This is a genomic window from Lysinibacillus sp. NPDC058147 (genome assembly GCF_042884205.1).
Classification (GTDB): domain Bacteria; phylum Bacillota; class Bacilli; order Bacillales_A; family Planococcaceae; genus Lysinibacillus.
Genome location: NZ_JBHVUJ010000002.1, coordinates 129667 through 142937, shown reverse-complemented (window position 1 = coordinate 142937; position 13271 = coordinate 129667). Strand labels below are relative to the sequence as shown.

The window sequence follows — 13271 nt, the reverse complement described above, 5'->3', positions numbered from 1 at the left end:
TGTTAAAGCATCTTTTCTCCAATACCCATGATAGCTCATTTATATTCATAAGTAAATTACATTAATATTATCTTTTTCAATAAGTAATCCTTATGACCTTGATTTCTATCCTGATGTTTTTAATTTTTTGATGTGCATAATATGAAGGTTTAGCAAATTAGTGATTTTTATACCCTTCTATTTAAGTGTATTTAAATGTTTTGAACTTATTTTAATGTGCTTCTATGTAAGAAAATCATCAAATAGACTTTTATAGGCGCAAGTTCGATCTGTATAAAGAACTGTCTTACTGTTTCCTTTTAGAGTATCTTTTAATGGGCTAATTAACACCAATGGTCCTTGTTTATTTTTTTTACTGTGTAAATCTTTTTCTGCCCAGTCATTCTTTTTTAATACTAAAGCCAAATAAGCACATCGTTAGTTTAAGTAAGAGATTTTTTTTCAGTTGTAAAATCAAACCACTGTTTTTCACATTCGGGATTATTTGCAAAATGAATAATACAAATAATTTGGTATTCAACACATGAATCAGTAAGGATATTTTGAGTTATTTATTTAGCGAATCGAATATCGCTTTTTGTCCAATAAACAATACTCGCTTTCCCTATTATTTTGTTTATAGGAATGAATCCTAAAATTCTACTGTCTTTACTATTTCGTCTGTTGTCACCCATTACAAAAACAAATCCTTCAGGAATTATTTTTTCTTCTGTATATTGTTCAAGTGAAAAATCTTCTGTTAAACTTCCTGCTATTTTTTGTTGTCTTAATTCCTTTTTTAAAGGTTCTAGATAAGGCTCTTCTATAGGTTTTCCATTAATAAACAATCGATCATTTTTATAAGAAATATGTTCCCCTGGCAAACCAATTACACGTTTTATATAATCTGTATCTTCAGTTGCATGAAATACTACAATATCATTGTGTTGTGGTTAATTAAATTTATAAGCAAATTTATTTATTATTATACGTTCTTCATTATGAAGTGTAGGTTCCATCGATTCCCCGTCCACAACTATTGGCGTAAATAAGAAATGTCTTATAATAAAAGCAATCAATTGCGATTATTATTGTTTTAGTCCATTCAAGGAATTCATTTTTGTTTTGCTTTTTTTCTTTTTTTCCATTAGTATCTCCTTTTTTATAATATAAATTGACCTAAATGATTTCAAATCGAATCGTTAAAATATATTTTACAATTTCCTAGCTGCTTAGATAATTAATAAGGTTTTAAGCGGTACGTGCCAGATTACTTGAATAAAATGAAAAAATTAATACGTATTTCATTCACTAAATAATGGTAACAAAGAAATTATGAAGTGCATGCAATATAATAACTGACCATAATGACCCCGTCTTTTTGTACACGAACCCAAAAAGTAAGCCTAAAACAAAAATATATACATGCGTCCCAAAATGAAAGAATATGTTATTGTGAATCCAAACTGGATAGTGGATTACTAAAAATAATAATGCGGTAATTACATTTGCTTTCCCAAAGGCCACTTTTTTATTAATCTCTTGTAAAATAAATCCCCTAAAAACAATTTCTTCAGCAATCCCAGCCAATAAAATACCATTTAAGTAATCATTAATAGATAATGAAAATTGGAATGATTGCTGCTTAATGATATAAGTTTCAATAGCAAAATATAAGCCAAGTAACAGTGAAAGAACTACTCCCCAAAATAAACCTAAATTAACATTAACTTTCATTCTTAAGTAATTAAATGGATTAGTATGTAAATAGTATTTTATGTATAACCACGTTGGAGCAATCCAGACAAACCCTCCTAAAACGTAATCCCCTTTTATTTTTCCATATTTACCAAATTAAGTATACCATAAATTTTTCTTCAACTACCTTGCTTCGTTAGTTGAAGAATCAATACTATTAGAATTAACTAAAAAGAAGTAGCCTCTCGGCTACTTCATCATTTGTTTCAATATATTATTTCTTACCCTGAATATCGTTGTACTTGATAATCTCATCTGTTTACCAATAGCTCGCATACTATCACCATCCAGCAATCTTATGAAGGACTTCCACCTCTCTATCGTCTTCTACTAACGGAATACGCTTTTGCACCTCTGCAATCTTTTGCTCGTATTCCTTAAATCGATAATTTAGCAAATTTCCATAATAACCCCCATTTATTAACTTTAGAGGTTATAATAGGGTATAAAAATACTCAATTTTAAGGAGAATTATGAATGAAAATTCAATCTGGTAGTACATTAAATTATTTGAAAATAGAGGTAAATAAAAATATAAAAAAAGAAAGTCTCTTAGATTTATTTGGAATTAAAAATATACATAAAGACGAAGACGAAGACGAAAAAAATAACAAACCTAAACTTGAAATCAGATATGAAGATGGTTATATACGTACATATATTGTGAAGACAATTGAAAAAAAATTAGTTAGATTACTTATTAGGGAAGTAAAACAAACTCAAGAAAACATGAAAGAGTCCGAAGATTTAAATGATATTTCTCACGATATGTTGTTACAACAACTTGAAAAGCTATCTAATCCAAAAAAATACGAACAGAATACTTCAATTTTTGAAAAAGAAAAGAATATTTCTAAATATAAAACAGGTATTTGAGGAAGATCAATATAAACAATATTAGAAGATTATTAATTTACATGAAGGTTTAATATCTCTTAAAGAGCTGTAGCGTCTGCAAACGCTGCGGCTTTTTAATGTATAGGTAATCTTAATTTGCACACTCTAAGGTTGAGTGTATCGCACGCACTTATTAGGTTGTGGCGTTAGTTAACCGTCACACCATCCCTCTATAGGGTCACTTCCAAACTCAGTGACCCTTTTTAATAGTTTGTATCCTCAAATTGTTCAGTACTATCTCCCCTGTACTTCTTCAAGATTCAATTTTCATACCTTTCCTTTGATTTTAGGTATTTAAAAAATCCCATCATTTCATTAAAAATATTATTTAGATCTCTTTAATAGTCATATTACCAATCCCCTTCCGACATTAATTCATAGAATATTAGTGAATGCACAGTTTTCTAAATTTATAAGTAACAAACGCCTATAGATTACGGGGTTGCTAACATATTAAGGAATGGAGGTGATAAAAAATGGACTCACAAAAATTGATTTGTGACAGTTGTGGTGAAAATAACCGAGTTCTTTTGCCCCGTATTAAAGCTATTGATATAGGTTCTATTCAACCTCCTCCAGTTGTTATCCCTAAAGGAACTATTATTCCAACATTAAATAGATATTTTTATATTGTTACTGAAGATATTGACTTAACAAATGGAGCAACCATTCCTGCAAATTTATTTACTGATGATAATGGTAATCCAGTAACAGAATTCAAACTTTTTAATCCTAATGGATATGTCAATCTTTATATCAATGCTGTAATGCAAGAGGGCGGTGCGTATAAAGTAACCCCAGATTCATTAATCCTTAATTCATTTAATGGGACAATTTTTGCTGGAACTCCCATCATTATAGAATCATTAGGATTTCAACAAATGTAATATAAAATCTTTTAAACTTTTTATCTTGAAAGGAGATGAGATAAAATGGCACTTTCCATTATTAATATTCATGTAAACGTTAATGGTACTTCCACAAGATTTTTTGATGTGTTAGCAGCAAATTTAACAGTTGCTGACGGTACAACAGTCCCTGCAACTGCATTTCTAGATGATAGCGGGAATGCCGCTACTGCTTTTCCGGTAGTAACAAATGGTTACTATAATTTCTATATTAATGGAGTACTACAAGCAGGCGATTCATATACAATTTCTGCAACAGAATTAACTTTTAACGGTGTTACTGGTACAATCACAGCAGGAACTCCTTTGGTAATAGAAGCTGTAGAATTAGTTACACAAACTTAAAGACTAATAATCAACAAAACAATTAGTTTTAATAGTGTAAGCTTTCTAGCCTTTCTACAATTTTAGTGTTTAGGGTCACTTTTATACCAAGTGACCCTCCAAGCTTATATATTATAGTTATATATAGTAATCCCTCTTTTCGGATTCTTTTCATTATCACTTCAGCCATTCCACACTTATTTATAGTTGTAAAGTTACTTAATCCCATTACATACATTAGTTTCGGGGTAGCAACCGTTATTGTACAGCGCTATCCCGCCAATACATATTGCCTAATCGAAAACCTAAACATAACTCATCCACTTGTACTGAACATTTTCCTCATATTGTTCATTAGTTTGCTGTAGCGTATGACGACGCTATAGCTTTTTTATTTTTAAATCTATTCACAGGCAATTCACTATACAAACATAGCAATTACATCATAATAATAGTAAGGTAAAGCTAATTTAGCCTTACGCCTCCTTATCTTTTTTACAAAGGGTCACTCCATTCCAAGTGGCCCTTTTTTATGGTCTTATCTCACAAAAATATATTTTTAAATGCTTATAGCTAAATGGTTTATTAAACATACTCCTTCTCTACATCTAACATCTTATATATTGTAAAAAGGAGGTGTTCTTTATGGGATACTATGGTGGAAACGTTGGTGGCATTAATAACGGCTACTACTATGGTGGCGGTTATGGTAATGGTTCACAATTCGCCTTAATTGTTGTTCTATTTATTCTTTTAATTATTATCGGCGCTACATTCATGACTGGATATTAACATTTCCGATTTAAGGGTCGCCCTCCCAGCCTGGTGACCCTTCACCTTATTAGGTGTTTCTACTACAATAATATGTCTTGATATATAGGATCACATTTGTTTACAGACTTTCTTTTGGTATTTTTTCTATTAACATTTTTCTTTTAATTATAGAAATTGATTAATTAGACTAGAGAGTGTAACAGAATACTACATACTATAAAATGTAATCTGCAGATTATTCATCTTTAGTTATGAGGAGGTGAATATTACATGCCTTTAACAACTGGCCCAATTGAAAACACAGGAAATCAACCAGCTAATGCCTCTAGTGTTCGTATCAAAGTTCTCAATCTAACTGGAGGTTTACTAACTGGGGTAGTAAGAGTTTTTAGATTAGACGGTTCAAGACAATTATTGTCAACAACTCCTTTTGCCGCAATTGCTAATGGATCTACTTTTGTAACTCCAAGTGTAGTTGCAGCTCAATATGAAGTTGAAATTGTTCCAAATCAAAATGGCGGAATATATAGCGTTTATGGACGAACAGCTGCAGGTGTAATCATTGCTGCCCAACGGTTTGTGAACTCAGAATTAACACAAATTCTTTAATTTAAAACAGATTTTAATGTTAAAATCATAAAAGCCTTATACTTCGGGCACTGACTGTCGTTTTTGAGACAGTAAGAAAACACCTTTTAAACAGCCAGTTGCCGGTATTTAACGGGCGACTGGTTGTTTAGTTTCGTTTGAATACGGATATTGTTATAATAAGTAATATAATCTTCGACGATTTGTTTTACACATGCATTCGTTGTGCTGTGTATGCCGTCAAGGTAGAACGTTTCTGACTTTAGCGAGGAGTGAAACGTTTCGATTGGGGAATTATCTGCGGGCGTGCCTTTACGAGACATGCTCATGGTAATTCCTTTTTCTTTTACTGCTTTTTGATAGTCATACGATGTATATACAGAGCCTTGATCACTATGCAAGGTAACCCCTTCTGGAAGATGGTGGAGTTGATGAAGCGTATCTAAGACAAAGTTCGTATCTTGAACAGGACCAATTGTATACGCAATAATTTTACCGTTAAAAGCTCTTTTGTAGAACCTCGAAAGGTAGAAGATATGTTTTGTTATACTTACGAAAACTCACAACGAGAAACGAAAATGCTTTATTTTTATGCCATGATTCTAGTATTTCATATTGGTGATCTAATAAATTTTCAAGGGGGAAACTAGCATTGCTTATTTCCTTCGCATCGAAGGCAATAGAACGACCTTCGGTACATAACCATTTGTAATTGAGGTGCTCTTTTGAAAAGGCTGTTTTCTTAAAGATTGTTGCTGTTAAAACATAAAAACAGAGTTAATCTACAAAATGTGTAGAATCAACTCTGTTTTATGTTTTATATTTCGTAAATCGAATATTTAACTAACAGCCTATCCCTATCTGGTTTTTCAGGTGGTGATTATTTTATGCTTATTAGTTCACTTGTTTCTACTACTTTCATGCAAAAGTATAACAGATCTTTTTGACCTTATATTAAAGAAATTTCAGGTGGCTATTGACAATTATTCTATAACATTATTCTTATTAATCATATATTAAATTACCATGCTCTAAAGGAGGTGATATGTGAGGATTCACGACAACTTCTTTTACATTAATTGTTGTATTGTTTGTTCTACTAATTATTGTAGGAATCTAAGTAAAATTTTCTTCTGAAAGGAGGGTTACTATGTGTCAACTATTTAGACACCAAGGTGAGCTTATAGAAGTCAGAGATATCCATGGAAGGGTTCAAAGAGGAGTACTAGTAGGAGTTGATCCAGCAAGAGGAATTTTTATGCGATCAGGCATTAGAACCTTTTTCATTCCCTTCTTTTTAATAGCAGCTATTTTCCTAATAAGTATTGGACTACGTATCTTCTAAGAATGAACACTTGCACAAATGAATATATATATCAAAAAATAGGAGCAAATATACAAAATTGTTGAAATGTTAGAGAAGCTATAATAAACAAAAAAAGCCCAGGCTCAAAATTAATTGAGTACCCGGGCTTTGAAATTCTATTTAGTTGTACCTCGAATCGTAGCATAGCTTATTTTACCTGCTTAAATAGCACGTTCAACAATTTGATTACCTTCAGTCAAGGTGTTAACCCATCCACTAATAAAACGCCAACCATTAAACCTTTGATGCCCTCCAACATTATTTGAAGATTTTCTAATTATTTCTTTTAATTCTTCTATTCTACTTTCTAAATTCGAAAAATACATGCTAAGAGATTTTATTTCAAAAGAAAGAGTAACTATCTTGCCTCTAATTTTAGTCACTTCAGCAAGTACATTTGCTTTATTCTCATTTTTTTATTGCTCGCATGCTATTTCCATTAAGCAACCTGTGAAGTACCTCAATTTCTCTATCTTCATTTACTAATGGAATACGTTTCTGTACTTCAGCAACCTTATACTCATATTCACGAATGCGTTTGTTACTTGAATACACCCGTCTCTGTACCTCAGATCACTTGTACTTCCACTTGCCTTTGGAAGTGTTGCCTCAATTCCATACATAGCGGTTTTAGCACCGATGTAGCTATTATTATCGACTTTCGTCACTGGCTGCCTTGCTTCTTCGATTGACTCAATCATCCAGCTATAGTCTTCAATCCATTTCAGTAAATTCTCTTTCGTTACGTCCTTGTTAACCCATTAGGTTTGCCATCCTAAGTTGTGGTATAATACTTGTACTGACAAACCACAAATGGGTAACCAATTCTGGGCTGTAGCGTGTGACGACGCTGCGGCTTTTTTATGTTATCATTTACAAAAAATACATACCGAGGTTATTCAATGGACATCTTTTCAAGTTTATCACTTGATGGAAGTCTGCTTTATTTCATTCCACCTATGTTATTACTGCCTATTGTAATGGTGGTTTGTGTAGCAATTTATAGAGCTATATTGGGAAGAATATTACCAACTAGGGTTTATAATTTATTGCTTGGCCCAATTGCCCTCCTTGGATTCTTTATTTGGGCTATTCCGATGAAAATGGGATTTTATGAGTTTTTTAGAGCGATATTATAATCGCTCTATTTTCATTTAATCCTCATATTGTTCATTAAAGCTATACGCATATATGATATTCGTAATCCAATCTCACACTTACTATTAGCATTTAATGACTTCAGTCCAGAAATTATTCTTTACTCCACCTTCCTTTTTGTCCAAACAACAGTATTCGATATGAATACAATATTGAATAGAAGAGGAGGTGAATATAAAATGGCATCATTTGAAATTGGAGCGAGAAGTCTTTTCAATTTTCGAAACGAACGCTTTTTCCTATTAGTTGAAGATGAAGTTACTATTCCAGCTCAAGGTGTGGAGATTGATCCAGTTAATATCTATGAGATTGACCAACAAACTTTCAATTTTATCAGAGATGAAGGAGATACACCTGTGATTCGACCAGTTATTACTCTTCCACCTGTACCACCTGGATTTAAATTAGAACGAAAATGTATTTTTACAGTTGATAATGCATACTACGTTATTTATGATTTAGAAAATGGAACAGATAACAATGTTTTATTAAGAATCGGTGCAGCTTTATTTAACTCATTGAGAAATTCTGGTGTTCGTGAATGTGTTCCTCAAAATTTCATTTAAATAGATGGGTATTGTTATATATCCCCCCAATAGAGTTATATATTTAACAAACTGCTGTACAAAAACAAGCGATCAATTTTTATTGGTTGCTTGTTTTTTATTTTGAAGGTATTTACGCATGTTTAACTCTTCAAAATTGTAAACGACTTATCATTACTACACAGTTTACAAATACAAAACTCTAGATGTTGTCCTTGTTTTGATAAAGCGTTTCATTTGTCCGGTCGTCAAGAACTCTAAACATATCTTCTTTCCTTTATTCTGACACGATTCATTGTTCATTAGTTTTTATTTCCCTTTTCACTTAGATAACTTATACTTCATAGTAGCGAAAGGAAAGATTTTCAATGAACAACAGTTTAATATCCAAATTAAAAGCCTTTGCAAAAAAAATAAAACAAAATTTATTTGTACTTTATTTGTCTTATAAAGATCCCAGAACACCATGGTATGCTAAGATTTTGGCAATGCTTGTAGTTGCATATGCTTTTAGCCCAATAGACTTAATCCCAGATTTTATACCTATTCTAGGGTATCTTGATGATTTGATAATTGTACCTTTGGGAATTACCCTCGCTTTAAAACTAATTCCACCGCATGTAATTGAAGATAATAAAGAAGCTGCAGAAAAGTTAAAACAATCTGAAAAACCAAAGAATTGGTTTGTTGGCATTCTTTTTATAATTATTTGGATTATCTTTGCTGCTTGGATTAGTAAAATTATTATTCATCATATTTAATTATCATTTTTGACGCAATTTTCATAAAAAAAGTGTGTTGCAAATGCAACACACCTATAGCACTCGATCAAGAATGGATTGATTTTGCTGGAGTATATAAAGGGAGATCTATTGCCTTAGAGAAAAAGATATATCATATTCTGGAATTTCAAATAGAGTAGATTGGAAATTAGATTTAGGACTAATTTACAATCAAAGGGATCAATTCATCTTTACAAACAGAAGAAAATATTGATCTATATCCACCTATTATAAATAAAATTGAAAATCCAATTTCATTATTTTAGTTTAAACGCCACTACCAAATATGAAGTGACCTCAAAAGTTAGATTTTTGGTCTAACATTTGGGGTTCACTTCATTTATAGAGGCTTTTGTTTATTTTTTTATTATCTTCTGCATAATTCCATAATTCCGAGTTGAGAATGCAGTCAAATGAGCACTAGTTTTTTCTGTGTCGTATTGTTTTTGTTGAAGCCGTTCTTGAATTATAGTTATTTCAACGTGATTGCAAATTCCGAGTTCGGCACGCCAGCAAATACAACTGTTCCGCTTTTCGGCAGTTTTACTTTGTTATTGCCGCTTGCAACGGTAAAATTGATACATACTCCATTCTCATCATACACCGCGAACGAACTCTTTGATGGCAACGCTACGGTCATCGTTTTCCCTGCTGCCGCTTGCGGGATCGTAAACCATTTCGCATGCCCATTTGCTTGCAGCGTAACTTTGGATGATCGGCCTGCATCCAGCGGTTTTACGTTAGATTCACTTACGAATAAAGATCCGGACATCTCCATATATTCATCGTCGCCTTCTGTATAGAAACGGGCTTCCGACGTATCACGGCCACCCATCACAGGTATTTGGAGCTGATGCATCGCAGTGTTAGGGCCTGTAATTTTTCTGCTTTCCCAATAGCCCTCCATGCCTTCCTTGCTATTAATTTGATTTGTAGGCATCATTAAATATTGCATAGAACTAAATTTCTCGTTCACAAGATAGAATTTGACGCCTTCCCGCTTTGCCCATGCGGCAGTGGTTTCCTTCGATAGCACATTGTCTTCTAGTTTCTCGGCTACATATTGAGTAATCACTGCTTGCCCTAAGCCTGGCATCGATATAAATGTGCTCTCCTTCAAATATGTTCGTCTATTCTTCTCTGTGATGAAGTTGAACTTGGAGGTACCTTCCGCATTAATAAAGCTTCCATTTGCAGTATATACATATTTTTCTTCTGGATTAGATGGTAAGATCAGTTCTCCATTCTTCGTAATTTCTATTTTGAATTGACCGAAACTATTGCCGTAAAAACCCGCTTTCTTTGCTACGTCTTGAGGCATCTTGGCTTTGACCGGCTTGCCAAAGGATTTGTTCGGCTTGATATCCTTAATTGTGCCCTTCTCTTTAAGCGCAGCGAGCAGTATATCAGTCGCCATCAGTTGATTTGTAGTGCTGCTACCGCCAGAGGACAACACAGCCACTGCCATCTTCTGTTCAGGAAGTACGACCAGTGAAGCATGTTGCAGTGCCGTGTCGCCGCCTTTAGCCAAGCCCTTTATCCCATATTCACTAAATGGATATAGTTTCACACTATCCCAGCCAAGACCATAGTTGACAATATTCTCTCCATCTCCTGGCCACATTCCTTTTTTATATTCCTCATGCTCCATCGCCTTAACTGCCTTATCAGAGAGGATTCCTTTTTCCTGTCCCATAAAAATTTGTGAGAATCGCACCATATCTTCTGCTGTGGAAGAGATCCCTCCCGTACCAATCACATTCACCGATTCAGTAGGAAGCTGCCCTTGGAACGTTGGAAAATAAAGTCCAGCTCGCTTATCGTCTTCCCATTTGTCCTGCGGCGTTTTCGTATGATTTAGCTTTAAGGGTTTTGTAAACTATTGATGCATAAATTTGGTAAAGCTCATACCGCTGACTTTCTCCACCATAATCTCGGCTAGCGTAAAGCCGTCGTTGCAGTATACCGAGAATGCGCCAGGGTCCGCCTTCAAGCTCTGGTTCGACAATTCCTGCAATAAGTTATCATGGGCATAGGTATCATTATCATTAAATAAAAACGAATTACTAAGCGTACTACCTTGCAAGCCGGAGGAGTGGTTCAACAGCATACGTGGCGTAATACTTTTGTAACGCTCGTCTTTCATTTTGAAATTAGGAACATAGTGGACGACAGGAGTATCCAAATCGACTTTTCCTTCATCGACCAATTTCATTACAGCCGCCGCTGTATACATTTTACTGACTGAACCAATCCCGTATAGGGTATCTTTGGTCAGCGGCTGTTTACCATTCATATCGTTCTTGCCTGTCTGATCCGACAAAATTAGTTTGCCATTATCAATTAGCGCATACTGTACGCTCGTCGTCTCATAGGACTTAGTGAGTAAAGTAGCCTTCTCTGAAGCAATCTTTTTCAGTTCTTGACTAGCTAATTCTTGGCTAGCTACAACCGTAGTCTGACTACTAGAAAGCGCCATCGCACCTGTTGGTAGGCTCATCGTTAACGCTAATGTAGCTGCTAACACCGCAGATAGTTTATTTTTCATAAAAGAATTGCCTCCTTGATTTCTAGATTTACATTTCCAAAAAAATAATTAATGCCCCAACAAATAAAATTTTTTTGTTCACTTTAACACCTTGATTACCCCCTTCATTAAGAAATATTTTCCATAAATAGAATATCAAAGTTTTATTTACTCGTAAATACAGTGATAGACTTATACCATATCGGGCTAAGGACTTATAGTTGATTATGTAAATTAAAAAGACCAGCTCGGCTAAATTAGCTTTGCTGGTCATCTTCTAATGTGCAGCTACAATATTTGCAACTTACGCACGTTTAGCTACTTGTATTTTATTAGTTCCTTCTTTGGCTGCTTCAGCACCAGTAAATGTAACGATTTTTAACTTCTCGAATGATTGAGCGGATTTAGAATGTCTATTCCGCAAATGATTTAACTTGGATGATTGGAGTTATAACATGGTAATTTTATTAGGGCAAATGATATCGAATAGTTGCCGATACACCGTTTGCAAAAGATCCACCAGAAGTAGTTATTTCTACGGACAGAAGAGTACAACTATTTACAGAGAAGTTTGAGGTTGTAGTTGTACAACAATTTGGAGAAGTAGATGTACTAGGTCCTGTAATGGTTGCTATAATACCCGTAGCTATCGGGGCAGTAAAACCACAATTTGTACTTAAATATATTTGTGCAGATGTAATATCTCCAACAGTTAAAATATGATCTCTTATATTAAGAGTTAAACTTGTTATAACTGCATTTTGAGGAACTACAAATGTATTTTTAATGAAAGAAGCTGAGGAACTCCCAATCCCAAGAAAATCATTGTTTGCAACTGATTGATCTGTACTTAAGTAAACTTCCATTAGTCCTGGACCATTCGAACCTGTTGGACCAGTGGAGCCAGTTGCTCCTGTTGCACCAGGATTTCCTTGAAGCCCAGTTGTTCCTGTTATTCCTTGAAATCCAGTTGCTCCTGTCGTTCCTGTTATTCCTTGAACCCCGGTTGCCCCTGTCGTCCCTGTTATTCCTTGAAGTCCAGTTGCTCCTGTCGATCCTGTTATTCCTTGAAATCCAGTTGCTCCTGTCGATCCTGTTATTCCTTGAAGTCCAGGTGCTCCTGTCGTCCCTGTTATTCCTTGAAGTCCAGTTGCCCCTGTCGTCCCTGTTATTCCTTGAAGTCCAGTTGCTCCTGTCGTTCCTGTCGTCCCTGGTATTCCTTGAAGCCCAGTTGCCCCTGTCGTTCCTGTTATTCCTTGAAGTCCAGTTGCTCCTGTCGATCCTGTTATTCCTTGAACCCCGGTTGTTCCTGTTGTTCCTGTTATTCCTTGAAGTCCAGTTGCTCCTGTCGTTCCTGTTATTCCTTGAACCCCGGTTGCTCCTGTCGATCCTGTTATTCCTTGAACCCCGGTTGCCCCTGTCGTCCCTGTTATTCCTTGAAGTCCAGTTGCTCCTGTCGTTCCTGTTATTCCTTGAAGTCCAGTTGCTCCTGTCGTTCCTGTTATTCCTTGAAGTCCAGGTGCTCCTGTCGTTCCTGTTATTCCTTGAACCCCGGTTGTTCCTGTTGTTCCTGTTATTCCTTGAAGTCCAGTTGCTCCTGTCGTTCCTGTCGTCCCTGGTATTCCTTGAAGCCCAGTTGCCCCTGTCGTTCCTGTTATTCCTTGT

13 protein-coding genes and 4 pseudogenes are annotated in these 13271 nt (G+C 34.7%); 9 read left to right on the top strand and 8 right to left on the bottom strand.

Annotated features, from left to right (window positions below; translation table 11 throughout):
* Nucleotides 1–422: 422 nt before the first annotated feature.
* The 3 genes and pseudogenes from ACFVT8_RS06080 to ACFVT8_RS06070 form a co-directional block, all read right to left on the bottom strand.
* Nucleotides 423–539 (bottom strand): helix-hairpin-helix domain-containing protein, encoded by a 117-nt coding sequence (locus ACFVT8_RS06080; RefSeq protein ID WP_387083364.1) that lies wholly within the window; start codon nucleotides 537–539, stop codon nucleotides 423–425.
* A gap of 12 nt (nucleotides 540–551) precedes the next feature.
* A pseudogene (gene lepB / locus ACFVT8_RS06075) lies at nucleotides 552–1071 on the bottom strand (signal peptidase I).
* A 219-nt stretch (nucleotides 1072–1290) separates the two neighbouring features.
* A complete protein-coding gene (locus ACFVT8_RS06070; protein WP_387082703.1) occupies nucleotides 1291–1716 on the bottom strand; it encodes a CPBP family intramembrane glutamic endopeptidase in 426 nt (141 codons plus the stop codon).
* Nucleotides 1717–2214: 498 nt separating this feature from the next.
* Here ACFVT8_RS06070 and ACFVT8_RS06065 point away from each other — a divergent pair, with 498 nt between their 5' ends.
* The 5 genes from ACFVT8_RS06065 (at nucleotide 2215) to ACFVT8_RS06045 (ending at nucleotide 5249) form a co-directional block, all read left to right on the top strand.
* Entirely contained in the window at nucleotides 2215–2613 is a 399-nt protein-coding gene (locus tag ACFVT8_RS06065; protein WP_387082702.1) for a hypothetical protein, read from the top strand.
* 497 nt (nucleotides 2614–3110) lie between these two features.
* Nucleotides 3111–3521, top strand: a complete 411-nt coding sequence (locus ACFVT8_RS06060; RefSeq protein ID WP_387082701.1) for a DUF4183 domain-containing protein — start codon at nucleotides 3111–3113, stop codon at nucleotides 3519–3521.
* 45 nt (nucleotides 3522–3566) lie between these two features.
* Nucleotides 3567–3887, top strand: coding sequence for a DUF4183 domain-containing protein (locus ACFVT8_RS06055; protein WP_387082700.1), 321 nt, complete (start codon nucleotides 3567–3569; stop codon nucleotides 3885–3887).
* Nucleotides 3888–4511: 624 nt separating this feature from the next.
* Entirely contained in the window at nucleotides 4512–4658 is a 147-nt protein-coding gene (locus ACFVT8_RS06050; RefSeq protein WP_387082699.1) for a YjcZ family sporulation protein, read from the top strand.
* Between the two features lie 252 nt (nucleotides 4659–4910).
* Entirely contained in the window at nucleotides 4911–5249 is a 339-nt protein-coding gene (locus ACFVT8_RS06045) for an ATPase (protein WP_387082698.1), read from the top strand.
* Nucleotides 5250–5335: 86 nt separating this feature from the next.
* On the opposite strand, the pseudogene ACFVT8_RS06040 reads toward ACFVT8_RS06045, so the two are convergent.
* Together ACFVT8_RS06040 and ACFVT8_RS06035 are read right to left on the bottom strand one after the other, a co-directional pair.
* Nucleotides 5336–5731, bottom strand: a pseudogene (locus ACFVT8_RS06040) (transposase); the annotation flags it as partial.
* Nucleotides 5727–5978, bottom strand: a complete 252-nt coding sequence (locus ACFVT8_RS06035) for a Holliday junction resolvase RecU (RefSeq protein WP_387083363.1) — start codon at nucleotides 5976–5978, stop codon at nucleotides 5727–5729. The pseudogene ACFVT8_RS06040 and the gene ACFVT8_RS06035, both read right to left, overlap by 5 nt.
* A 304-nt stretch (nucleotides 5979–6282) precedes the next feature.
* On the opposite strand from ACFVT8_RS06035, the pseudogene ACFVT8_RS06030 reads away from it, so the two are divergent.
* Nucleotides 6283–6348, top strand: a pseudogene (locus ACFVT8_RS06030) (YjcZ family sporulation protein); the annotation flags it as partial.
* 407 nt (nucleotides 6349–6755) lie between these two features.
* On the opposite strand, the gene ACFVT8_RS06025 reads toward ACFVT8_RS06030, so the two are convergent.
* A complete protein-coding gene (locus ACFVT8_RS06025) occupies nucleotides 6756–6977 on the bottom strand; it encodes a hypothetical protein (RefSeq protein ID WP_387082697.1) in 222 nt (73 codons plus the stop codon).
* 519 nt (nucleotides 6978–7496) lie between these two features.
* On the opposite strand from ACFVT8_RS06025, the gene ACFVT8_RS06020 reads away from it, so the two are divergent.
* From ACFVT8_RS06020 to ACFVT8_RS06010, 3 genes are all read left to right on the top strand, one after another.
* Entirely contained in the window at nucleotides 7497–7733 is a 237-nt protein-coding gene (locus ACFVT8_RS06020) for a hypothetical protein (protein ID WP_387082696.1), read from the top strand.
* Nucleotides 7734–7931: 198 nt separating this feature from the next.
* Nucleotides 7932–8318, top strand: coding sequence for a spore coat protein (locus tag ACFVT8_RS06015; RefSeq protein WP_387082695.1), 387 nt, complete (start codon nucleotides 7932–7934; stop codon nucleotides 8316–8318).
* A gap of 347 nt (nucleotides 8319–8665) precedes the next feature.
* Nucleotides 8666–9058 carry a YkvA family protein gene (locus ACFVT8_RS06010; protein ID WP_387082694.1) on the top strand — a complete coding sequence of 131 codons (393 nt, stop codon included), beginning with the start codon at nucleotides 8666–8668 and terminating at the stop codon, nucleotides 9056–9058.
* Between the two features lie 493 nt (nucleotides 9059–9551).
* Here the strand turns inward: ACFVT8_RS06010 and ACFVT8_RS06005 are convergent.
* Nucleotides 9552–11627: pseudogene (locus ACFVT8_RS06005) on the bottom strand (serine hydrolase domain-containing protein).
* A 446-nt stretch (nucleotides 11628–12073) separates the two neighbouring features.
* Nucleotides 12074–13264: a collagen-like protein gene (locus ACFVT8_RS06000; protein WP_483869500.1), complete on the bottom strand. Its 1191-nt coding sequence runs from the start codon at nucleotides 13262–13264 to the stop codon at nucleotides 12074–12076.
* Nucleotides 13265–13271: the final 7 nt, after the last annotated feature.

Excerpts from the sequence above, each read along its gene's own strand:
- ACFVT8_RS06070 (WP_387082703.1), bottom strand. The coding sequence starts at position 1,716 with ATGAAAGTTAATGTTAATTTAGGTTTATTTTGGGGAGTAGTTCTTTCA.
- ACFVT8_RS06065 (WP_387082702.1), top strand. The coding sequence starts at position 2,215 with ATGAAAATTCAATCTGGTAGTACATTAAATTATTTGAAAATAGAGGTA.
- ACFVT8_RS06060 (WP_387082701.1), top strand. The coding sequence starts at position 3,111 with ATGGACTCACAAAAATTGATTTGTGACAGTTGTGGTGAAAATAACCGA.
- ACFVT8_RS06055 (WP_387082700.1), top strand. The coding sequence starts at position 3,567 with ATGGCACTTTCCATTATTAATATTCATGTAAACGTTAATGGTACTTCC.
- ACFVT8_RS06050 (WP_387082699.1), top strand. The coding sequence starts at position 4,512 with ATGGGATACTATGGTGGAAACGTTGGTGGCATTAATAACGGCTACTAC.
- ACFVT8_RS06045 (WP_387082698.1), top strand. The coding sequence starts at position 4,911 with ATGCCTTTAACAACTGGCCCAATTGAAAACACAGGAAATCAACCAGCT.
- ACFVT8_RS06020 (WP_387082696.1), top strand. The coding sequence starts at position 7,497 with ATGGACATCTTTTCAAGTTTATCACTTGATGGAAGTCTGCTTTATTTC.
- ACFVT8_RS06015 (WP_387082695.1), top strand. The coding sequence starts at position 7,932 with ATGGCATCATTTGAAATTGGAGCGAGAAGTCTTTTCAATTTTCGAAAC.
- ACFVT8_RS06010 (WP_387082694.1), top strand. The coding sequence starts at position 8,666 with ATGAACAACAGTTTAATATCCAAATTAAAAGCCTTTGCAAAAAAAATA.